The following is a 21,325-nucleotide window of genomic DNA, read 5'->3' as shown; positions in this document are numbered from 1 at the left end:
ATGACGAACCGACCGTACCCACCACCGCCGGACGCCGTCGTCGTCGGCGCGGGCCTGGCGGGCCTGGCCTGCGCGCGCGACCTCGGTGAGGCGGGCCTCCGCGTCGAACTGCTGGAGGCCTCCGACGGGGTGGGCGGCCGGATGCGTACGGACCGCAGGGACGGCTTCCTCCTGGACCGCGGCTTCCAGGTCTTCAACACCTCCTACCCGCAGGTCCGCAAGCGCCTCGATCTGCGGGCCCTGCGTCTGCGGCCGTTCACCCCCGGCCTCATCGCCCGGACGTCCGAGGGGCGGGTGCGGCTCACCGACCCCACCCGCCGGCCGGGGGACGCGGCGCAGCTGCTGCCCGGGCGCGTGCTCCCCGCCCGCGACCTCGCCGCCCTCGCGGCGCTGACCGCCCGGGACGTCCTGCTCCCCCCGAGGCGTCTGGGGCACATGCGCGACCGTACGGCGTCCGAGGCGCTCGTCCGCGCCGGGCTGTCACCGCGCGCGATCGAGGACCTCATGCGGCCGTTCCTGTCCGGGGTGTTCCTGGAGGAGGGGCTGGAGACCTCGGCGCGCTTCCTGCACCTGGTGTGGCGGAGCATGGCGCGCGGCACGCTCTGTCTGCCCGTCCACGGCATCGGCGCCGTGCCGGCCCAGCTCGCCGGGCGCCTCCCGGAGGGCGCCCTCCGGCTCGGTTCGGCCGTCGCCGAGGTCACCGACTTCGGGGTGCTCCTGGCGGACGGCGGCGAGCGCCCGGCCGCCTCCGTCGTCGTGGCCACGGACTCCGCCACGGCGGCCCGGCTGCTGCCCGGGCTGCCGGTGCCGGACAGCCGCACGGTGACGACGTATTACCACGCGGCCGGCCGGTCGCCACTGTCCGAGCCGACCCTGGTCGTGGACAGCGGCCTCGCCGTGCTGAACAGCTGTGTCCTCACCGAGGTCGCGCCCTCCTACGCTCCCCCGGGTTCGGCGCTGGTGTCGACCTCCGTCCTCGGCGCGGGCCCGCCCGGCGGGGAGCACACGGTCCGCGCCCGGCTGGCCGAGCTGTACGACACGGACACGAGCACCTGGGACACCGTCGGCACCTACACCGTGGAGGGCGCCCTGCCCGCCATGCGGCCACCCTGGCCGCTGAGCCGTACGACCCGTTTCGCACGGGGCCGGTACGTGTGCGGGGACCATCGGGCCACCGGTTCGGTGCAGGGCGCCCTGGCCTCCGGCGCCAGGGCGGCACGCGAGGTGCTGGCCGACCGGGCCGCGGCCCGGACCCCCAGGACGTGACCGGGGCCGCCCGGGACCGGGTGGACGAGGCCGTCGTCGTGGGCGGCGGGGCCGCCGGACTCTGTCTGGCCCACCGGCTCACCGCAGGCGGTACGGGAGTGACGCTGGTCGAGGCCCCCGACGGGCCGCTGCGCCCGGCGGAGCGCACCTGGTGCTACTGGGAGGCGGGCACCGGTGAGTTCGAGGAGGCCGTCGTCGCCTCCTGGCAGCGGCTGCGGGTGCGCGGGCCGGACGGCGACGTCATCGAGTCGGATCCCGCGCCCCTGCGCTACCGCATGGTGCGCTCCGGCCCGTTCGAACGGCTGGTCCACTCCCGGCTGGCGGCCTCCCCGGCGGCCCGCGTCCTGCGTGCCACCGCCCACGAGGTGCGCGACACCCCGTACGGCGCCGAGGTCCGCTGCACGACGGCCGGCGGGCGGCCGCTCACCCTGCGCGGCAGATACGTCTTCGACTCACGGCCCGTGCGGCGCGCGCCGCCGCACCGCACGCTGCTGTTCCAGCACTTCCGGGGCTGGTTCGTGCGCACCGACGTCCCCCGCTTCGAGCCCGGCGTGGCGGACCTCATGGACTTCCGGGTCCCGCAGCCGGGCCACGGTCTCGCGTTCGGCTACGTGCTGCCGCTGGCACCGGACCGGGCACTGGTGGAGTACACCGAGTTCTCCCGTGCCCCCCTCACGACGGCTGCGTACGAGGCCGCCCTGCGGCAGTACACCGAAGGTGTCCTGCGGCTCGGCCGGTTCGCCGTGGAGTCGGCCGAGCAGGGTGTCATCCCGATGACCGACGCGCGCTTCCCGCGCCGGGCGGGCCGTGCCGTCTTCCGGATCGGGGCCGCCGGGGGCGCCACCCGTCCGGCGACCGGCTACACGTTCGCCGCGGTGCAGCGGCAGAGCCGGGCGATCGCGGACGCCCTGCACCGAGGGTCCCCGGGGGTCCCGCCGCCGCACGGGCGCAGGGCTCTCGCGATGGACGCCGTGCTGCTCCGGGCCCTCGACACGGGGCGCCTGGACGGGCCGCGCTTCTTCACCGACCTCTTCCGCCGCGTCCCCATGGAGCGTCTGCTGCGCTTCCTGGACGGCGGGAGCACGCCGTGGGAGGAGTTCGGGATCGGTCTGCGTACGCCCGTGGGCCCGATGCTCCGCACCGCGGCCGAACTCCCCTTCCTCGCCCGCCGGACCACCGGCCGATCCGAAGAGAGCCCCCGATGACCCTGCTGCGGGACCACGATCTGGCGCACGCCTTCGACCACGCGTCACACACGTACGACCGGCTCACCGCGCTGAACCCGGGCTACCGCTCCGACCTCCTGCGCTCCGCGCACCGGCTCCGGCTGCCCCGCGGCGGAAGGGGGCTACGGGTGCTGGACCTCGGCTGCGGAACGGGCGCGTCCACGCGGGCGCTGCTGCGGGCCGCCCCGTACGCCCGGATCACGGCGGTCGACGCGTCCGCCGGCATGCTGGAGCGGGCGCGTGCGAAGCGCTGGCCCCCGAACGTCCGCTTCGTGCACCGCTCGGCGGAGGAGATCCCCACCACCGAGGACGACGGCTCGTACGACGCCGTGTTCGTCGCCTACCTCTTCCGCAACGTCGCCGAACCCGGGGAGGTCCTCGAAGCCGTGCGCACGCTCCTGCGTCCCGGCGGCCGCCTGCTGGTCCACGAGTACAGCCTCAGTGGCTCCCCCGTGCACCGGGCCGTGTGGAACGCGGTGTGCCGGGGTGTCATCGTCCCGGCGGGCACGCTGACCGGCGACCGCGCGCTGTACCACCATCTGTGGCGCAGCGTCCTGGCGTTCGACACGGCCCCCGTCTTCGCGCGACGGATCGCCCGGGCCGGGTTCCCCTTCGTGCGGGCCGTTCCCGTCGGCGGCTGGCAGACGGGGATCGTTCATGTGTTCCTCGCCCGGAGCGCCGTGGAACCCGTAAGGCCCGATGCGTCATGAGGGCTCCAGGACGACGCACTGACGCGGCCCGGCACGGACGCGACCGGCGGGCCGAGGTGCTCCTGCCGGAGCCGGGGCGCGCGCGCTTCACCGGCGACGCGCCCTCGGCCGCGGTGATCGGCGGCGGAATCGCCGGGCTCGCGGCGGCGACCGCGCTCGCCGAACGCGGTGTCCGCGTGACGCTGTACGAACAAGGGGAGAGCCTCGGCGGGCGCCTCGCCGGCTGGCCCGTCCAGCTCGCCGACGGGTCCTCCGCGACGATGAGCCGGGGCTTCCACGCGTTCTTCCGGCAGTACTACAACCTGCGTGGACTGCTGCGCCGTACGGACCCCCGGCTCTCGATGCTCACCCCGCTGCCGGACTATCCGCTCCGGCACCGGAACGGCATGACGGACGGTTTCGCCCGGGTGCCGAGGACCCCGCCGTGGAGCGCGCTCGGGTTCGTGGCGCTCAGCCCGGCGTTCGGCCCGCGCGACCTCGCCGCGATGAACCCCCGCGAGGCCCTGCCGCTGCTCGACGTACGGGTCCCCGAGGTGTACGAGCGGTTCGACGGGGTCGGCGCCGAGGAGTTCCTGCACCGGATCGGCTTCCCCGAGGCGGCCCGTCACCTGGCCTTCGAGGTGTTCTCGCGGAGTTTCTTCGCAGACCCGCGTGAACTCTCCGCCGCCGAACTGCTGCTGATGTTCCACATCTACTTCCTGGGGTCGTCCGAAGGGCTCCTCTTCGACGTGCCGCGCGAGCCGTTCCCCCAGGCGCTCTGGGAGCCGCTGGGCTCCTATCTGCGGGGGCTCGGCGCCGAGGTGCGCACCGGCACCCCGGTCCATCGTGTCCGCCCGGCCGCCGGCGGGGACCTGGCCGTGGAGACCGACGGAGCGGCCGGCCTCCACCAGGCCGTGGTCCTCGCCCTCGACACCCACGGTCTGCGTCATGTCATGCGCTCTTCCGAGGAGTTGGGGGACGCGTCCTGGCGCGCGGGCATCGCGGCCCTGCGCACGGCGCCCCCGTTCCTCGTCTCCCGGCTGTGGCTCGACCGCCCCGTGCGTGCGGACCGCGCCGGGTTCCTCGGCACCAGTGGTTACGACGGCCTCGACAACGTCAGCGTCCTCGACCGCTGGGAGGGCGAGTCGGCCCGCTGGGGCGCACGGACGGGCGGGTCCGTGGTCGAACTCCACGCCTACGCCGTCGACGAGGGAGCCGAACCGAAGGAGGTCCAGCGCCGGATGCTCGGCCTGCTGCACGAGGTCTATCCGGAGACGGCCGATGCCCGGGTCGTCGACGCGCGCCACGAGTGGCGCGCCGACTGCCCCGTGTTCTCCGTGGGCGGCTACCACCGCCGGCCCTCCGTGCGCACGCCTCACCCCCGGGTCGTGCTGGCGGGCGACCTGGTCCGTACGGGCCTCCCCGTCGCCCTGATGGAGCGGGCCGCGACCTCGGGGTTCCTCGCCGCCAACGCGCTCCTCGCCGGCTGGGGCGTCCGGGGGCAGGTGCTCTGGACCGTCCCGCGTGCCGGACGCTCCCGGGCCCTGCGCGCCCTCGCGGGCCTGGCCGCGCGGCGCTGACGCTCAGCCGGGGAAGCGCCCGGTGCTCCGCAGTGTCCAGCGGCGCTCGGCGTACGCCAGGTCGTCACGCCAGAGCCTGCCCGCCGTCCGGCGCATCAGGGGGCGCAGGGCCGGGGCCGCGATGCGGGCCAGGGCGAAGCCCCGCCGGTCCGAGGAAGCGACGACGGCCTCGACGACGGCGGTGCGGGGGTCCGCGGCGCCGGGCGCGGTCAGCGGGGTGGCATGGGTCTCCACCACCGATCCGGCACCCTCGCCGTCGGTGATGTGCATGACGACGGTGCGCGGTCCGGGCGCGGTGAACACCGCCCGCACCGGCACCACCAGCCGGCCGGCCACCTTGAAGGAGACGTCGACGGTGAACGCGTCGTCCCCGCCGTCCTCCGGGGTGCCGGCCACCTTCAGGCCGACGAACGCGTACGGGTGGAACCAGGAACCGTGCCAGGGGTCGAGCCGGTTGGCGACGACGTCCTCGGGTTCGCACCGGCCCACGGCCGTGAACACCGCGTCCACGGCGTCCGCCGGTACCGGCCTCACCGGGACGGCCGGGCGCTCCGTCGGGCTGCCCTCGCCCCCGGCCCGGTCCAGCCTCACCCAGGCCAGCACCCCGTCGTCGTGCACCGGGTACGGTTCCCACCCGGCGAACGGCCCGCCGTCCAGGGCCAGACCGTGCCAGTGGCACAGGAGCGTCCCGCACACCACGCGGCTGTCGCGGAGCGGGGCTCCCAGGTGGGGGCACGCCCCCGGGCCGGCGCGCAGGGCGCCGTCCTCGGACCGCCACAGGACGACTTCCACCCCGGCGACCGTCCGGCCGTACGGGCGGTCCCGTGACCCGATGTCCCGGGAGGCCCCGACGACGTACCAGTTGCCGGACGGCCGGGCGACGGCCCGCTTCAGCGCTTCGGCGATCACGGTGGGCTTCGCATCGCGCCAGGTCGGGGCCTGCCGCTCCCAGCGGGGGGCGCGCCGCACCCGCAGCGGCGACGTCCACGTCCTCGTTCCGCGCGGGGTGTTCATCGCAGGGAGCCCTCCGCCCCGGAGACCGCGCCCGGAGCGGTGACGGGCGGCCGGGTCCGCATCCGGGCACCCAGGATCCGTACGAACCCGTTCGCGGCGGTGGCGGCGCGGCGCCGGCGCGGCACCACGACGCGACGGTGCAGCACCCGGTAGTCGTCGGCGGCGACCGCGTCCAGGATCCCCCGGTACAGGACGAAGGCCGTACGGATGCAGGGCCGCACCCGCGGCTCCAGCATGGCGATGCCCGGTTCCGCCTCCCGGTACACGGCCCGGATCACGGTGTCGGCTTCCGCGAAGGCGGCCCGGAGGCGCGGGTCGTGCCGTCCGGTGCGGCGGCTCCACTCCAGCAGGGGGCGGTCCACGGCGTGGGCGGCGAGCAGGTCCGCCGGCAGGTAGACACGGCCGCGGTCCAGGTCCTCGCCCACGTCCCGCAGGAAGTTGGTCAGCTGGAAGGCCACGCCGAGCGCGGCAGCGTGCGGAGCCGCCTCCTCACGGGCCACGACCGTCCCGAGCACGGGCAGCATCTGAAGGCCGATCACCGCTGCGGAACCGTGCATGTAGGCACGCAGGTCGGCGTACGTACGATAGTCGGTGACCGTCAGATCGCTGCGCATGGACGCCAGGAAGTCGGCGAACAGGCCGTGGTCGATGGCGTAACGCCCGGCCGTGTGGGCCACGGCCCTGACCACGGGCTCGTCCCCGCCTCCCGTGCGCAGGCCGTGGGCCAGGTCGCTCTCCAGCAGACGCAGCAGACGGTCACGTTCGGCGGGAGGCTGTCTGCGGTCCAGGTCGTCCACGATGTCGTCGGCCCACCGGGCGAAGCCGTACAGCGCGTGGACGGCGCAGCGGCGTTCGACCGGCAGCAGGCGCGTGGCGAGGAAGTACGTCCGGCCGTGCTGGGCGTTGAGCCGCCGGCACCGGGCGTAGGCGGCGCGGAGGGCGGGCCCGGTGATCCCGGCGGCGTCCAGTTCACGACGGCTCATCGGCTCTGCCCTTCGAGGACGGGGGTACGGCGGCGCGCACCCGTCGCGCGGGGAAGGCCCGTGATGCGAGCCGCGGCGAGCTTTCCGCTCACGAGTACGGTCGGCACGCCCACCCCTGGTGTGGTCCCGCACCCGGCGAGGACGACGTTGTCGTAGCCGCGTACGAGGTTGCGCGGCCGGAAGGGACCGGTCTGCGCGAAGGTGTGGGACACGGAGAACGGGGTGCCCGCAGCATGGCCCTGGGCCGTCCAGTCCACCGGGGTGACCAGCAGCTCCCGGTCCATGGACGCCGCGAAGCCGTCGAGCCCCCGGCGCTCCAGCTCGGCCAGCAGGCCGTCCCGGTAGCGCGGACCCAGGCCGCGCCAGGTGCCCGCCGACGGGCCGGTCGTGGTGTTGGGGCACGGGGCCAGGACGTAGTGCAGGTGTCTGCCCTCCGGCGCCAGGGAAGGGTCGTGCGTCGTCGGCCGGGTGATGAGCAGCGACGGGTCGCTCATCACCCGTCCGGTCCGGGTGAGTTCGTCGAAGGTGCGCTCCCAGGCGGCACCGAACGACAGGGTGTGGTGGGCCAGTTCGGGCCAGGTACGGTCCGTGCCGGCGTGCAGGACCACGGCCGACGGGGCGTGACGCAGCGGCACGGCACGTCGGGGGGCCCGGCCCAGCAGCCGGTGCGCGACGGGGAGGTCCGGTGTCAGGACGACCGCGTCGCAGGCGATCCGCTCACCGGACGCCAGCCGGACGGCGCGCACCCGTCCGGACGTGCGCTCCAGGGCGGTCACCTCGGCCGACCAGCGGAACTCTCCTCCGGCGTCGGCCGCCGCGTCCGCCATCGCCCGGGGCAGGGCGTACATGCCGCCCTTCGGGAACCAGACGCCCGCGACCGTGTCCATGTAGGCGATGACGGCGTAGGCGGCGAGGGCACGGGCCGGGGCGACGCCCGCGTACAGCGACTGGAAGGAGAACACCCGGCGCAGGCGTGGGTCGGAGAGGAATCTGCCGATCTGCGGGTCGAGCCGGCCGAAGCCGCCCAGGGCCGCCAGCCGGGCGAGGTCAGGGTGCAGGAGCTGGAGGGGCGAGTCGAAGTTGGTGTCGATGAAGCGGTGCATCTGCGCCCGGTACATCCGCTCCAGCCAGCGCCGCAGCCGGCGGTACCCCTCGGCCTCCGCGGCTCCGGCGAACCGGCGGACCTCGGCCTCCATCGCGTCGCCGTCCGTGTGGACGTCCAGTCGGGTGCCGTCCGCGAAGCGGGCCCGGTAGGCCGGGTGCAGCGGGATCAGCTCCACCCGCCGGTGGAGACTGTCCCCGACAGCGGCGAAGGCCTCGTCGGCCAGGTGGGGCATGGTCAGCACCGTGGGTCCGGTGTCGACCCGGTAGCCGCCGAGTTCCAGCCGGCCCGCACGGCCGCCGGGCACGGCGTCGCGCTCGACGACGGTCACCCGCCGTCCCGCGCCGAGCAGGTGGAGGGCCGCGGCGAGGCCGGACAGTCCGGCGCCGACCACCACCACGTGGTCCGTGGGCCCGGTCACGGTCCTCATGCGCCCTCCCCGTCACGGGCGGTGCCCACGGCTCTGGCCACCAGTGCGGCGAACTCCCGCCGGGCACGGTCGTCCGCGCCGGTGGCCTCGAAGTGGCGCAGGCTGGACGCCGTGAGCCCGGTGATCTCCTCCTCCACCGCCGCCCGCGCACCCGTACGTTCCAGAGCGGCGCGCATCCCCTCGACCGTGCCTCCACCTTCGGGGCCGAGTACCGCCAGGGCCTCGGTGTCGCCCGACTCGACGGCGAGCCGGAGAGCGGCCGCGAGGAGACCGGTGAGCTTGCGTGAGCGCAGGTCCTCGTCCGCGGGTTTCCCCGTGACGGCCGGGTCCCCGAACGCGCCCAGCAGATCGTCACGCAGTTGGAAGGCGAGGCCCGCGCACCGTCCGGCGGACCGCAGCCCGTCCATGACGCCGGCGTCGGCCCCCGCCAGGCATGCGCCGAGGGCGAGCGGCCGCGCCACGGTGTAGAACGCGCTCTTGAGGGTCGCGATGGTCCGGGCCTGGGCGGGGTCGGAGGAACCGGTCGCCTGGGCCCGCATGTCCAGGTACTGCCCCGCGACCATCTCGCCCCGCATCGCCTGCCACTCCTGGTGCAGCTGCTCGCCGTACGGGGAGGTGAGTGCGGTCTCGGTGAGCAGGTCGTCGGCCCACGCCAGCGCGAGGTCTCCGGCGAGCACAGCGGCGGTGGCCGAGTAGGACGCGGCGGAGCCACGCATGCGGCCCGCCCGGTGCATGCGTGCGAAGTCCGCGTGCACCGAGGGGGCGCCCCGGCGTACCGGCGATTCGTCCATGACGTCGTCGTGCACCAGTGCGCAGGCCTGCAACAGTTCCAGGGCGGCACCGACGCGCAGGGGCGTCCCTGGGTCGCCGGTACCTCCGGCGGCCAGCCATCCGCACCGGACGAAGGCCGTCCGTAGCCGTTTGCCGCCGTGCAGGACGAACCCGGCCACCCGGGACGCCACCTCCTCGGCGAACACGGCGTCCACGCGCCGGGCCTCCCCCACCCGGGCGTGCAGATGCTCCGCGAGGACCGCGTCGACGGCCGCGGCCGCCTCGGCCGCCGTGCACGGGACACCGCCGGGGCCCGTGCCTCGGTCGATCCCTGCCCGCGTCGCCCGTGGACCGAGCATGGACAGCCCCTTTCGCTCGGTTGTCCGCTTCCGCGTCCACCGGTGCTTCCGGCCGCGAGGACCGCGGATGCACTTATGCCTGCCCGTCGCCCGGCCCTCTCGGAGCGGAGTTCACCCGGACGGCGGGCGGAACGGTGCGGCGACTCCGGCGGGGGGCGAGGAAGCCGGTCCCCCGCGGTCGGCGATTCGCGCCCGGACCCACTCCCCGTACAAACGCACATGCCAACGGCTGCTATCACGATTGCGCCTCATGCAAAGCGACAAGGGACTTTTCCCTCGCAACTGCGGCAGTATGATCAGCGTATGCACGCCGACCGGACCGGGGCGCCTCCGCGCGTGCGAGTCGGTCGAGGAACTGGTCCGCCTGGACCGCAGGTGATTGTGTCCGTCAGGACAAGAGGGAGCAGACCCGTGATGACCCGTACCGCGCGCCGGACCCGCCGGACCCTTCAGGCGGCCGGTGCAGGCGCCGCCGCCCTGCTGGCGCTGAGTGCCTGTTCGTCGTCCGACGACGACTCGTCGACGTCGGGCTCCTCCGCGTCCGCCTCCTCGTCGGACGAGCTGTCCGGGACGGTGACCGTGTTCGCCGCGGCCTCTCTCAAGGAGAGCTTCACGGCCCTGGGCAAGGAGTTCGAGAAGGCCCACCCCGGCACGAAGGTCACGTTCAGTTTCGGTGGCAGCGACTCCCTCGCCGCGAGCATCACCGGCGGTGCACCGGCCGATGTGTTCGCCTCGGCCAGCCCGAAGACGATGAAGATCGTCACGGACGCGGGGGACGCCTCCGGCACACCGGCCACCTTCGTCCGCAACCAGCTGGAGATCGCCACCCTGCCGGGCAACCCCGACAAGATCTCCTCCCTGAAGGACCTCACCGACTCCGGCCTCAAGGTGGTCCTCTGCGACAAGGAGGTGCCCTGCGGCGCCGCCGCCCAGAAGGCCCTCGACGCCAGCAAGCTCAAGCTCACCCCCGTCTCCTACGAGCAGGACGTGAAGTCCGCCCTGACCAAGGTCGAGCTGAAGGAAGCCGACGCGGCCGTCGTCTACAAGACGGACGTGCACGCGGCAGGTGACAAGGTGGAGGGCGTGGACTTCCCCGAATCGGCCGACGCGATCAACGACTACCCGATCGCCCAGCTCAAGGACACGCAGAACGCCGACGCCGCCAAGGCGTTCATCGCCCTGGTGCAGTCCTCCGAAGGCCAGAAGGTCCTGACCGAGGCCGGGTTCCTCAAGCCGTGACCGAGCTCCACAAGCCCGATGCCGCGGCCGGCGCCCTCCGGGGCGGGCCGCGGCGTCGGCGTATCCGGGGCGGCCGGGGTGTTCCGCTGCCGCTCCTGGTGCCCGCGCTGCTCGGCCTGGCGTTCCTGATCGTGCCGCTGGTCGCGCTGCTCGTACGGGCCCCGTGGCGCAGCCTGCCCGAGCTGCTGACCAGCGCCGAGGTCTGGCAGGCGCTCCAGCTGTCCCTCGTGTGCGCCACGGCCGCGACGGCTGTCAGCCTGGTCATCGGGGTGCCGCTGGCCTGGCTGCTGGCCCGCGTCGAGTTCCGCGGGCGCGGTCTCGTACGGGCGCTGGTCACCCTGCCGCTCGTCCTTCCCCCCGTGGTCGGCGGTGTGGCCCTGCTGATGGCGCTCGGCCGCAACGGGATCGTCGGGAGATCGCTGGACGACTGGTTCGGGATCACGCTGCCGTTCACCACGGCGGGGGTCGTGATCGCGGAGGCGTTCGTCGCGATGCCGTTCCTCGTCATCAGCGTCGAGGGGACCCTGCGCGCCGCCGACCCGCGCTTCGAGGAGGCCGCCGCCACACTCGGCGCCTCACGCTTCACCGCGTTCCGCCGGGTCACCCTGCCGCTGATCGCACCGGGCATCGCCGCGGGCGCCGTGCTGGCCTGGGCCCGCGCCCTGGGCGAGTTCGGTGCGACGATCACCTTCGCCGGCAACTTCCCCGGCCGCACCCAGACCATGCCGCTCGCCGTGTATCTCGCCCTGCAGAGTGACCCGGAAGCGGCCATCGCCCTCAGCCTGGTCCTGCTCACCGTGTCCGTCGCGGTGCTGGCCGGTCTGCGCGACCGTTGGATGACAGCCGGATGACCGAGACCTCCGATTCCACCCGCGACGTCCGCGCCGACGCGTCCGGAGAGGGCCTCGACGCCCATCTCGTCGTGGAACGCGGCTCCTTCCGTCTCGATGTGGCGCTGGCCGTCGCGCCCGGCGAGGTCGTCGCCCTCCTCGGCCCGAACGGCGCCGGCAAGACCACCGCCCTGCGCGCCCTCGCCGGTCTGACACCCCTCACCGGAGGCCATCTGCGGCTGGACGGGCAGGCGTTGGAGCGTACGGCTCCGGAGTCCCGTCCCGTCGGCGTCGTCTTCCAGGACTACCTCCTCTTCCCCCACCTCACCGCGCTGGACAACGTGGCCTTCGGGCCGCGCTGCCACGGCGTGGCCAAGGCGGAGGCCCGGGCCCAGGCGGCCGAGTGGCTCGGCAGGCTGGGCCTCGCGGACCACGCCGGCGCCAAGCCACGCAAGCTGTCCGGCGGCCAGGCCCAGCGGGTCGCCCTGGCCCGCGCGCTGGCCACCCGGCCGCGCCTGCTGCTCCTGGACGAGCCACTGGCGGCGCTGGACGCCCGCACCCGCCTGGAGGTCCGGTCACAACTGCGGCGGCACCTGGCCGAGTTCGAAGCCGTCGCCGTCCTGGTCACCCACGACCCGCTGGACGCCATGGTGCTGGCCGACCGCCTGGTCGTGGTCGAGGACGGCCGGGTCGTCCAGGAGGGCGCACCGTCCCACATCGCCCGCCATCCCCGTACGGACTACATCGCCCAGCTGGTCGGCCTGAACCTCTTCCGGGGGACGGCCGACGGCCACACCGTCCGCCTCGACGCAGGCCCTCCGGTCACCACCACGGAGGACCTGTCCGGCCCGGTCTTCGTCGCCTTCCCGCCGAACGCGGTCACCCTCCACCGCGAGCGGCCCGCCGGCGCCAGCGCCCGTAACCTCTGGCACTGCGAGATCGCGGGCCTGGAGACCCACGGCGACCAGATCCGCGCCGACCTCACCGGCGAACTGCCCCTCGCCGCGGACCTGACCACGGTCGCCGCCGCCGAACTCGACCTACGCCCGGGCGCGGCGGTCTGGGCCACGGTGAAGGCGACACAGACCCACGCCTACCCGGTCTGAGACCCGTTCCCGCGACTGCGGACCGTCATGCCCGATCCGGGTGGGCCGGCCGGAGCTCGAACCAGTCGAAGGCCGGCGCACCCCCGGTCGCGTACATGCCGACGACCCGGCCGGTGAATCCGCCCGCGACCTCGGTGGTGAGGTACCGGCCGTCGAGTTCGGCGAGGATCTCGAAGTGCCCGTCGTCGGTCTCGTACCCCAGGCGGAGGGTGTCGGGACCGCCGACGCGCAGGCCGGAAGCCGCCGCGGTGGCGGGGTCCGCGGGGCGTACGGTGACGGTGGGCGGCAGGACATCGGTGGTGGTCACGTCGATGCGCAGCGTCAAAGGCCCGGTGGGCACGTCCCGTTCGGCCACCGTCTGACGCAGGGGGCCGATGCGGGCGACCGCACGCACCCTGCCGTCCTCCGTCTCCACCTGGTAGTGGTGCGCCTCGTCGAGCCGTACGGCGAGGCCGCCCCGGCCTCCTTCACCGGCGTCGACCCGGGTCCGCGCCACGCAGTCGGGGTCGCGCTGGCGCCGCCCGACGAACAGCGCGCCGGGCTGCTCCATGCCGTCCGCCCGGGCGTGCAGCACCAGATGGCCGGGCCGCTCGTCGAGGCGCGCGGCATCCGGATCGCGGCGCCTCAGCGACACCCAGCAGGGTGCGAGCGCGGGGGCCTCGAAGTCGTCGCGGTGCGGCTCGGCGGGCCAGGGGTGCGGAGTCAACTCGGGTCCTGGGGAACGGAGTTCCAGCGGTCCCGGCAGGGGCCACTCGTCCTCCCAGCGCACCGGAACCAGGAACGTCTCCCGGCCCATTCCGTGGAACCCGGGCGTGTCGCCGCGGGGCCGGGTGCCCAGCAACACCATCCACCAGGTGCCGTCGTGCGCCTGCACCAGATCGCCGTGGCCGGTGTTCTGCACGGGGTGGCCGGTGCTGCGGTGGGACAGCACGGGGTTGTCCGGGTGCGGTTCGAAGGGGCCCGGCAGCGTGCGCGCCCTGGCCACCGACATGGCGTGCCCGCGTTCGGTCCCGCCCTCGGAGAGCAGCAGGTACCACCAGTCGCCGATCCTGTAGAGGTGCGGCCCCTCGGGGTACTGGAGCCCGCTGCCCGACCACATCTCCACCGGCTCACCGAGCAGTTCGCCCGTCTTCGGCTCGATGCGCACCCCGCGGATCCCGTCGTGGGAGAACACGCACCAGCAGTTCCCCTCGTCGTCCCAGGCCAGATCGGGATCGATGCCCGGTATACCGACCGGCACCGGCTCCGACCAGGGGCCGGCGGGGCCCTCGGCGGTCACCAGGACGGTGCCCTCGCCGGCCACCACGGTCGTGATCATCCAGAAGAGACCGTCATGGTGCCGCAGCGTCGGGGCGTACACCCCGCAGGATGCGGGAGCCGCGTCAGGGAGCGACAGCTGCGAGGGGCGGTCGAGGGCGTGCCCGATCAGCCGCCAGTGCACGAGGTCCCGGCTGTGCCACAGCGGCACCCCGGGTACGTACTCGAAACTGGACGTCGCCACGTAGTAGTCCTCGCCCACGCGGCAGATGCTCGGATCCGGGCTGAAGCCGGGGATCACGGGATTGTCGAAGAACACCACGGTCGGTCCCTAGGGTCGGGCCTGGGCCGAGACCCACGGCCATGATCGTTGAAGCGCTTCGACGGTGTCAGCCCGAAGGGAGGGTGTCAATGGAAAATTCCGGCCCGGTCTGCCCAGCATTGGCTTGTCGAATCGCTTCGACACCTTCCGGGCTCCGGCTGGTCGGCCGTACGGTGGCGCGCCGACGGCCGTGGGCGCCCTGTTCAGGTGCGCGAGCGTCGGGGTGGGTCCAGACTGCGACCATGGATGGAGCAGCCGTCGGACCGTCGCCCGGGACGTCCTCCGCGCAGTGGAACCGGATCCTGGGGTTCCCGCCCGATGCCCGCCTGCTGATCGTCAACTGCGACGACTTCGGCATGGACCCGGCCGTCAACGCCGCGGTGATCGAGTCGGTAGAGGAGGGGATCGCCTCGTCGTGCAGCCTCATGACGGTGTGTCCGGCGGCGCCGGAGGCCATGAGGCTCCTCCGGCGAAGGCCGGGAATCTGGCCGCCGAGTACGGCCTCGCCGTCCGCATCTGGCTGGAGCCGGGGCGGCGCGCGATGCGCCTGCGTGGGCTGCCCGTCGTCGACCACGAGTTCCTGGACAGCTTCTCCCTGGCGACCGAGGACAAGGCGGCCCTGTACGGCCGGCTGCTCCACGACCTGCCGGCCGGGCTCAGCGAATGGGCCGTCCATCCCAGCCTCGGCAACCGGGAGGCGCAGGCCTTCGACCGGCGGGTGCGGCGTACGGACCACGCGTTCCTGACGTCACCCGAGGCCCGGGAGGCTGTGGCGCGGGAGGGCGTCACGGTCATCGACTACCGGGATCTCCAGCCCGCCTGGGCCGCGCGCACGGGCGCTGCGTGAGTCCGCGGCCCGCCATCCGCATGCTGGACCTGGCTCACCGCGCCCTCGGAGGGCCCCGTAGGCTTGTGGGTGCAGCTGGTTCGCCCCGTCCGCCAGGCGGGATGCGTCGTAAGAGGGAACCTGGTGGAATTCCGGGACTGCCCCGCAGCGGTGAGCGGGAACGACCGCCGTCATGAGCACTGGGTCCGACGAACCGGACCTGGGAAGCGACGGCCACTAGGTGTCCTCGACGAGGACGTGCCCGCGAGTCCGAAGACCTGCCATCTGCCCGCGCGCGGCCCAACCGTGCGCGGACATCCCGGTGACCTCGTGGGCGGGTCGGCGTACATACCTGGCGGATCATCGCGTCGTCCGACGCCTTTGCCGTCCGGTACGTCACCCCTTCGCGTCCTCGTCCCGCCGCCGGGATCTCAGGGATTCATCTCGCGAAGGAGATCTCCGTGACCACCGAGCACGCGACCGCGACTGCGCGGTCCACTGTCCACGGCTACCCCCGGCAGGGACAGAACCGGGAACTGAAGAAGGCCGTCGAGGGCTACTGGAAGGGGCGGGTCACCGCCGACGCCCTCCGCGCCACGGCCGCAGATCTGCGCCGTACGAACTGGCAGCAGCTCGTCGATGCCGGCGTCGACGAGGTCCCGACCGGGGACTTCTCGTACTACGACCATGTGCTGGACACCACCGTCATGGTCGGAGCCGTCCCCGAGCGCCACCGGGCGGCGGTCGCCGCCGATCCGCTGGACGGCTACTTCGCGATGGCGCGCGGCACGCAGGACGTCGCCCCGCTGGAGATGACCAAGTGGTTCGACACCAACTACCACTACCTGGTTCCCGAGCTGGGCCCGGACACCGTCTTCACCGCGGACTCCGCCAAGCAGGCCGCCGAGCTCAAGGAGGCCGTCGCGCTGGGGGCGGCCGCCCGGCCCGTCCTGGTCGGACCGGTCACGTATCTGCTCCTGGCCAAGCCCGCCCCCGGTGTGGCCGCGGACTTCGACCCGCTCACCCTCCTGGACCGCCTGCTGCCGGTGTACGCCGAGGTCCTCGCCGACCTGCGCGCGGCCGGAGCCGAGTGGGTGCAGCTCGACGAACCCGCACTCGTCCAGGACCGCACCCAGGCCGAACTGGATGCCGCCGAGCGCGCGTACCACCGCCTCGGCTCGCTGACCGACCGGCCCAAGCTGCTCGTCGCCTCCTACTTCGGCCGGCTCGGCGAGGCTCTTCCCGTCCTGGCGAAGGCGCCGGTGGACGGGCTCGCGCTGGACTTCACCGAGGCCGCAGCCGGGAATCTGGACGCCCTGGCCGCTGTCGGCGGGCTCCCCGGGAAGCGGCTGGTCGCCGGTGTGGTCAACGGGCGCAACATCTGGATCAACGACCTGGAGAAGTCGCTCTCCACGCTCGGCACCCTGCTCGGGCTCGCCGGACGGATCGATGTGGCAGCCTCCTGCTCCCTGCTGCACGTCCCCCTGGACACCGCAGCCGAACGGGACATCGAGCCGCAGGTCCTGCGCTGGCTGTCCTTCGCCCGGCAGAAGACCGCCGAGATCGTCACCCTCGCCAGGGGCCTCACGCAGGGCACCGGTGCCATCGCCGCCGAACTCGCCGCCAACCGGGCCGACCTGGCCTCCCGTGCGCACTCCCCCGTCACCCGGGACCCCGCCGTCCGCGCCCGGGCCGCCGCGGTGACCGAGGCCGACGCCCGCCGCTCCCAGCCGTACGGGGAGCGGGCCGCCGCCCAGCGCGCGCACCTCGGGCTGCCCCTGCTGCCGACGACCACCATCGGCTCGTTCCCGCAGACCGCCGAACTGCGCACCGCCCGCGCGGACCTGCGGACCGGACGCATCGACGCGGCCGGGTACGAGGAGCGCGTCAAGGCCGAGATCCAGGAGGTGATCTCCTTCCAGGAGAAGACCGGCCTGGACGTCCTGGTGCACGGTGAGGCCGAACGCAACGACATGGTCCAGTACTTCGCGGAGCAGCTGACGGGATACCTCGCCACGCAGCACGGCTGGGTCCAGTCCTACGGCACGCGCTACGTCCGGCCGCCGGTGCTGGCCGGCGACATCTCCCGCCCCCAGCCGATGACGGTGGGCTGGACGACGTACGCCCAGTCCCTCACCGACCGGCCGGTCAAGGGCATGCTCACCGGGCCGGTCACCATGCTCGCCTGGTCGTTCGTCCGCGACGACCAGCCCCTCGGCGACACCGCCCAGCAGGTCGCCCTCGCTCTGCGTGACGAGGTGACCGACCTGGAGGCCGCGGGCACTTCGGTCATCCAGGTGGACGAGCCGGCGCTGCGGGAGACGCTGCCGCTGCGCGCCGCCGACCACGGGGCCTATCTGGCCTGGGCGACGGAGTCGTTCCGGCTCACCACCAGCGAGGTGCGGCCGGACACACAGATCCACACCCACATGTGCTACGCCGAGTTCGGCGACATCGTCCAGGCCATCGACGATCTCGACGCCGACGTGATCAGCCTGGAGGCGGCCCGCTCGCACATGCAGGTCGCCCACGAGCTGGCGGAGCACGGATACCCGCGCGAGGCGGGGCCCGGTGTGTACGACATCCACTCGCCCCGTGTGCCGAGCGCCGTGGAGGCGGCCGAGCTGCTCCGCACCGGGCTGAAGGCGATCCCGGCCGAGCGGCTGTGGGTCAACCCTGACTGCGGACTCAAGACCCGCGGCTGGCCGGAGACCCGTACGTCGCTGGAGAACCTCGTGGCGGCGGCCCGCACAGTCCGCGGGGAGCTGTCGGCGTCCTGACGACCCGGTCCGGCCGGGGCTGACCCACGCCCCGGCCGGACCGGTCGCGCACCTCACGCAGATGGATGGGTATTCCGTCGTTTCAACCTGTTTGCGCCGTTTGATGGCGGGTACGCCGCAGAGAGGGCGGAATACAGCGCTCCGCTGCGTGCTGCGAGCCGCCGCCCGTGCACCGGCCCCACACCGACGACAAGGAGTCATCCGTGCCCCCGGTACCCGCCATCACGCTCAACAACGGTGTGGAGATCCCCCAGCTCGGCTTCGGGACCTTCCAGATCCCGCCCGAGGACACCCGCGAGACCACTCTGGCCGCTCTCGAGACCGGTTACCGGCACATCGACACGGCACAGATGTACGGCAACGAGGAGGAGGTAGGCCAGGCGGTCAGGGAGTCCGGTCTCGACCGTGCCGATGTCTTCGTCACCAGCAAGCTGGACAACGGCGCCCACGCGTACGACGACGCCCTCAAGGCCTTCGGGCGCACCATGGACAAGGTGGGGCTGGACTATCTGGACCTCTTCCTCATCCACTGGCCGCTGCCCGACAAGGGTGACTTCGTGGAGACCTGGAAGGCGCTGGAGGAGATCTACCGTTCGGGTCGCGTCAAGGCCATCGGTGTCTCGAACTTCCAGCCGCACCACCTGCGCCGACTGCTGGACGGCAGCACGGTGGTGCCGGCCGTCAACCAGGTCGAGGTCCATCCATACCTCACCCAGGACGCCGTCAGGTCCTTCGGTGCCGAGCACGGCATCGCCACCGAGGCCTGGTCGCCGATCGCCCAGGGCAAGGTGCTCGACGACCCGACGCTGACGCGTATCGCCGAGCGGGTGGGCAGGTCGACGGCGCAGGTCACGCTGCGCTGGCATCTGCAGCGCGGGGACATCGTGTTCCCCAAGTCGGTGACGCTGCGGCGCATCCAGCAGAACTTCGACCTCTTCGGCTTCGAACTCACCGAGGGGGACATCGGCGAGATCAACGCCCTGAACCGTGACGAGCGCACCGGGTTCGACCCGGACCGGTTCAACGGCTGAGCGGCTCCGCCCTCACGGCGCACGGCCCGCCCCTCGGCGAGGGGCGGGCCGTGCGTGCGGTCGGAGGCCGTTCAGCGCGTCACTTCAGGGCGGGCGGTGCGGCGTCCGCCGAGGTGCCCCACTCCGAGGGCTCCGTACCGACCTCGAAGGACAGGTTGCGGGTGCCGCGGATGTCCTCGGTGGTCAGATAGGTCTTCCCGTACGCGGCCCCGTCGGCCCGGGCCGACTGGATGTAGCGCGCCGAGTCGGAGGTGCCGGGAGCACTGACGGTCAGGCTGCCCTTGGGGTAGTAGCGCCGGTCGAGGGTCAGGTCGACGCGTTCGAACACGGGGGTCGACAGGCTCCAGGTGTCGGTGCCCGGCTGGACCGGGAAGATCCCGATCGAGGACAGGACGTTCCAGGCGGACATCGTCCCGAGGTCGTCGTTGCCGGTCATACCGGTCGGGGTGTCCGTGAAGAGTGTGAGCGCGGCGTGCACCACGTCGGTGGTCTTCCAGGGCTGTCCGGTGGAGAGGTAGGTGTAGGGAGCGATCAGGTCGGGCTCGTTCTGCGGGTTGTACTTGTCCGCGTTGTAGTAGTCGTACGGCCCGTTCACCCACACCTCGCGGGCGGTCTTCGCCGGGTCCTGGAGCAGCTGCTCGTACGCGAAGAACGAGTCGAGCCGTTCGTTCGCGGCCTCGGTGCCGCCGATCAGGGAGACCATGCCGGGCAGGTCCTGCGGGACGAGCCACTGGTACTGCCAGGACGTGCCCTCGTGGAAGCCCTCGCTCTGAGCCGGGTCGACGGGGCCGGTGAAGGCACCGCTCGCGTCCCGTGCGCGGAAGAAGCCGGTCGAACTGTCGAAGATCTTCCGGTAGTTCTGCGCCCGCGCCGTGTACCGCGCGGCGTCGTCCCGGTGCCCCAGCTCCTTCGCCATCTGCCCGAGCATCGCATCGGACAGCGCGTACTCCAGGGTCGCGGAGGCGCCGTGGTCGTAGTCGGAGTCACCCGGCTTCACATGCGCGCGGTCCTTGATGTACGGCGCGAAGCCGTCGTCGAGGTACTCCTTGTTGGCCTCGCGGCCCACGGGGGCGGAGTCGGCGGGGGGCACGCCGTCGGCGTTCTTCTTCAGCGCGCGGTACGCCTTCTCCTCGTACCCCTTGAGGAGGCCCTGCTGGTAGGCGTTGGTGAGGAACGGCGTGACCGGGTCACCGGTCATGATGTTCGTCTCGACCGTGCCGTAGCCCCACTTGGGCAGCCAGCCGCTGTCCTCGTCGATCTTGATGACGGAGATGGCCATGTCGCGGGACTCGTGCGGTGCGAGCAGCGAGAGGAGCTGGGCCTGGGTGCGGTAGGTGTCCCAGAGCGACCAGTTCTGGTAGTAGGTGAATCCCTTGGCGCGGTGGATCTTCTGGTCCCAGCCCGTGTAGCGGCCGTCGACGTCGCTGCCGATGTTCGGCGCGAGGAACGAGCGGTAGAGGGACGAGTAGAAGGTCCGGCGCAGCGTCTCGCTGCCGCCCTTGGCGCGGACGTCGTCGAGACGGTCCTCCCAGGCGGCCTGCGCGGCACGCGCGACACGGTCGTACGAACGGCCGCCTTCTGCACGGAGGTTGAGGGCGGCTCCCTTGGCGTCCACGTAAGAGATCGCGGTGGTCGCCTCGACGGTGCGGTCCTTGGTGGTGTCGAAGCGCAGGAAGGCGCCGTTGCGCTCGGCGGCCGCGGCCGAGGACTTCGAGCCCTCGGTGACCTTGTCGCCCTTCCAGGTGCCGGAGGTGGTGAAGGGCCGGTCGAAGCGGGTGATCGTGTACACCGTGTACGGCTTGGTGTCCTGGCAGAAGCCGCTGCCGGTGATGGCCGTACGTACGGTGCGGTTGTCGAGGATCTCGACCTCGGTGTTCAGGGTCTTGTGCAGCGACTGTCCCGCGTTGACGAGGACGTTGGCCTTGTCGGTGGCGGGGAAGGTGTAGCGCTGCACCCCGGTGCGCGCTGTGGCGCTCAGCTCGGCCCTGATGCCCGTCTTGAGGCCCACCTCGTAGGTGCCGGGGGCGGCCTTCTCGTCGTCGTGGCTGAACTCCGCCGCGTAGGCGGCGTTGTCCGTCGACGTGATGTCGCCGGTGGTGGGAAGCACCGGGAGGTCACCGCCGAGGCCGCAGCCCACGCCGGAGATGTGGACGGTGGAGAAGCCCCTGATGTGGGTCTCCGAGTAGTCGTAGCCTGTGTTGTGCCCGGTGTCGGGCGAGAACTGCACCATGCCGAACGGCACTGCGGCACCCGGGTAGGTGTTGCCCTCGTTCTCGGTCCCGATGAACGGGTTGACGAGATCGGTGAGCCGGCCGCGCTCGGCGTGCCCTCCCCCGTCCGCAGCGGCGGGTGCGGCGACGGCGCCGCCGAGGAGGGCGGCCGTGGCGGCCGCCGCCCCCGCACCGCGAATCCAGTGGGTCCATCTCATGGAATGAGCGCCTCTCGGCTTAGACAACGTTGTCATACGCACTGCGCGATCATTCTTGGTCCGCGTACGTGTACTCGTCAAGAGTC

General features: G+C 72.9%; 16 protein-coding genes, 1 pseudogene and 1 riboswitch. Of the genes and pseudogenes, 11 read left to right on the top strand and 6 right to left on the bottom strand.

What is annotated here, in order from left to right:
- From ACIRD8_RS28540 to ACIRD8_RS28525, 4 genes are read left to right on the top strand one after another with little or no spacing between them, the layout of a single operon-like run.
- Positions 1–1,266 (top strand): NAD(P)/FAD-dependent oxidoreductase, encoded by a 1,266-nt coding sequence (locus ACIRD8_RS28540; protein WP_403997529.1) that lies wholly within the window; start codon positions 1–3, stop codon positions 1,264–1,266.
- Complete coding sequence (locus ACIRD8_RS28535) at positions 1,263–2,471, top strand: lycopene cyclase family protein (RefSeq protein ID WP_403997526.1); 1,209 nt, start codon at positions 1,263–1,265, stop codon at positions 2,469–2,471. Before ACIRD8_RS28540 ends, ACIRD8_RS28535 begins: the two co-directional genes overlap by 4 nt.
- Positions 2,468–3,202: a class I SAM-dependent methyltransferase gene (locus ACIRD8_RS28530; protein WP_403997523.1), complete on the top strand. Its 735-nt coding sequence runs from the start codon at positions 2,468–2,470 to the stop codon at positions 3,200–3,202. The genes ACIRD8_RS28535 and ACIRD8_RS28530 overlap by 4 nt, the downstream gene beginning before the upstream one ends.
- A complete protein-coding gene (locus ACIRD8_RS28525; RefSeq protein ID WP_403997521.1) occupies positions 3,199–4,761 on the top strand; it encodes an FAD-dependent oxidoreductase in 1,563 nt (520 codons plus the stop codon). Before ACIRD8_RS28530 ends, ACIRD8_RS28525 begins: the two co-directional genes overlap by 4 nt.
- 3 nt (positions 4,762–4,764) lie before the next feature.
- Here ACIRD8_RS28525 and ACIRD8_RS28520 read toward each other — a convergent pair whose 3' ends face one another.
- Genes ACIRD8_RS28520 through ACIRD8_RS28505 form a run of 4 tightly spaced genes read right to left on the bottom strand, consistent with a single transcriptional unit; the run spans position 4,765 to position 9,420 of the window.
- A complete protein-coding gene (locus ACIRD8_RS28520; protein WP_403997518.1) occupies positions 4,765–5,775 on the bottom strand; it encodes a DUF5914 domain-containing protein in 1,011 nt (336 codons plus the stop codon).
- Positions 5,772–6,758, bottom strand: a complete 987-nt coding sequence (locus ACIRD8_RS28515) for a phytoene/squalene synthase family protein (RefSeq protein ID WP_403997515.1) — start codon at positions 6,756–6,758, stop codon at positions 5,772–5,774. The genes ACIRD8_RS28520 and ACIRD8_RS28515 overlap by 4 nt, the downstream gene beginning before the upstream one ends.
- Positions 6,755–8,290 carry a phytoene desaturase family protein gene (gene crtI / locus ACIRD8_RS28510; protein WP_403997513.1) on the bottom strand — a complete coding sequence of 512 codons (1,536 nt, stop codon included), beginning with the start codon at positions 8,288–8,290 and terminating at the stop codon, positions 6,755–6,757. Before crtI ends, ACIRD8_RS28515 begins: the two co-directional genes overlap by 4 nt.
- Complete coding sequence (locus ACIRD8_RS28505) at positions 8,287–9,420, bottom strand: polyprenyl synthetase family protein (protein ID WP_403997510.1); 1,134 nt, start codon at positions 9,418–9,420, stop codon at positions 8,287–8,289. The genes crtI and ACIRD8_RS28505 overlap by 4 nt, the downstream gene beginning before the upstream one ends.
- A 414-nt stretch (positions 9,421–9,834) precedes the next feature.
- Here ACIRD8_RS28505 and modA point away from each other — a divergent pair, with 414 nt between their 5' ends.
- From modA to ACIRD8_RS28490, 3 genes are read left to right on the top strand one after another with little or no spacing between them, the layout of a single operon-like run.
- On the top strand, positions 9,835–10,659 hold the full coding sequence (gene modA, locus ACIRD8_RS28500) for a molybdate ABC transporter substrate-binding protein (RefSeq protein WP_403997507.1): 825 nt from the start codon (positions 9,835–9,837) through the stop codon (positions 10,657–10,659).
- Positions 10,656–11,510, top strand: a complete 855-nt coding sequence (modB, locus tag ACIRD8_RS28495) for a molybdate ABC transporter permease subunit (protein WP_403997504.1) — start codon at positions 10,656–10,658, stop codon at positions 11,508–11,510. Before modA ends, modB begins: the two co-directional genes overlap by 4 nt.
- A complete protein-coding gene (locus tag ACIRD8_RS28490; RefSeq protein ID WP_403997501.1) occupies positions 11,507–12,595 on the top strand; it encodes an ABC transporter ATP-binding protein in 1,089 nt (362 codons plus the stop codon). Before modB ends, ACIRD8_RS28490 begins: the two co-directional genes overlap by 4 nt.
- A 25-nt stretch (positions 12,596–12,620) precedes the next feature.
- Here ACIRD8_RS28490 and ACIRD8_RS28485 read toward each other — a convergent pair whose 3' ends face one another.
- A complete protein-coding gene (locus ACIRD8_RS28485; RefSeq protein ID WP_403997498.1) occupies positions 12,621–14,174 on the bottom strand; it encodes a glycoside hydrolase family 43 protein in 1,554 nt (517 codons plus the stop codon).
- Positions 14,175–14,215: 41 nt separating this feature from the next.
- Between ACIRD8_RS28485 and ACIRD8_RS28480 the strand changes: the two are divergent.
- From ACIRD8_RS28480 to ACIRD8_RS28465, 4 genes and pseudogenes are all read left to right on the top strand, one after another.
- Positions 14,216–14,596, top strand: a pseudogene (locus ACIRD8_RS28480) (ChbG/HpnK family deacetylase); the annotation flags it as partial.
- A gap of 119 nt (positions 14,597–14,715) precedes the next feature.
- The gene (locus ACIRD8_RS28475; RefSeq protein ID WP_403997602.1) at positions 14,716–15,021 is read left to right on the top strand and encodes a hypothetical protein; all 306 of its coding nucleotides are present in this window, start codon (positions 14,716–14,718) and stop codon (positions 15,019–15,021) included.
- A 59-nt stretch (positions 15,022–15,080) separates the two neighbouring features.
- Positions 15,081–15,301, top strand: a riboswitch (cobalamin riboswitch).
- A 160-nt stretch (positions 15,302–15,461) separates the two neighbouring features.
- Complete coding sequence (metE, locus tag ACIRD8_RS28470; RefSeq protein ID WP_403997495.1) at positions 15,462–17,780, top strand: 5-methyltetrahydropteroyltriglutamate--homocysteine S-methyltransferase; 2,319 nt, start codon at positions 15,462–15,464, stop codon at positions 17,778–17,780.
- A gap of 203 nt (positions 17,781–17,983) precedes the next feature.
- Positions 17,984–18,811 (top strand): aldo/keto reductase, encoded by an 828-nt coding sequence (locus ACIRD8_RS28465; protein WP_403997492.1) that lies wholly within the window; start codon positions 17,984–17,986, stop codon positions 18,809–18,811.
- 79 nt (positions 18,812–18,890) lie between these two features.
- Here the strand turns inward: ACIRD8_RS28465 and ACIRD8_RS28460 are convergent, their stop codons facing one another.
- Complete coding sequence (locus tag ACIRD8_RS28460) at positions 18,891–21,239, bottom strand: GH92 family glycosyl hydrolase (protein WP_403997490.1); 2,349 nt, start codon at positions 21,237–21,239, stop codon at positions 18,891–18,893.
- Positions 21,240–21,325: the final 86 nt, after the last annotated feature.

Source organism: Streptomyces sp. NPDC102451 (genome assembly GCF_044765485.1).
GTDB lineage: Bacteria > Actinomycetota > Actinomycetes > Streptomycetales > Streptomycetaceae > Streptomyces.
Note: the sequence above shows the minus strand (reverse complement) of the source record. Positions and strands in the feature narration are given on the sequence as shown.

Coding starts and splice junctions, on each gene's coding strand:
- ACIRD8_RS28540 (WP_403997529.1), top strand. CDS start 1: ATGACGAACCGACCGTACCCACCACCGCCGGACGCCGTCGTCGTCGGC.
- ACIRD8_RS28530 (WP_403997523.1), top strand. CDS start 2,468: ATGACCCTGCTGCGGGACCACGATCTGGCGCACGCCTTCGACCACGCG.
- ACIRD8_RS28525 (WP_403997521.1), top strand. CDS start 3,199: ATGAGGGCTCCAGGACGACGCACTGACGCGGCCCGGCACGGACGCGAC.
- ACIRD8_RS28520 (WP_403997518.1), bottom strand. CDS start 5,775: ATGAACACCCCGCGCGGAACGAGGACGTGGACGTCGCCGCTGCGGGTG.
- ACIRD8_RS28515 (WP_403997515.1), bottom strand. CDS start 6,758: ATGAGCCGTCGTGAACTGGACGCCGCCGGGATCACCGGGCCCGCCCTC.
- crtI (WP_403997513.1), bottom strand. CDS start 8,290: ATGAGGACCGTGACCGGGCCCACGGACCACGTGGTGGTGGTCGGCGCC.
- ACIRD8_RS28505 (WP_403997510.1), bottom strand. CDS start 9,420: ATGCTCGGTCCACGGGCGACGCGGGCAGGGATCGACCGAGGCACGGGC.
- modA (WP_403997507.1), top strand. CDS start 9,835: ATGACCCGTACCGCGCGCCGGACCCGCCGGACCCTTCAGGCGGCCGGT.
- ACIRD8_RS28490 (WP_403997501.1), top strand. CDS start 11,507: ATGACCGAGACCTCCGATTCCACCCGCGACGTCCGCGCCGACGCGTCC.
- ACIRD8_RS28475 (WP_403997602.1), top strand. CDS start 14,716: ATGCGCCTGCGTGGGCTGCCCGTCGTCGACCACGAGTTCCTGGACAGC.
- ACIRD8_RS28460 (WP_403997490.1), bottom strand. CDS start 21,239: ATGAGATGGACCCACTGGATTCGCGGTGCGGGGGCGGCGGCCGCCACG.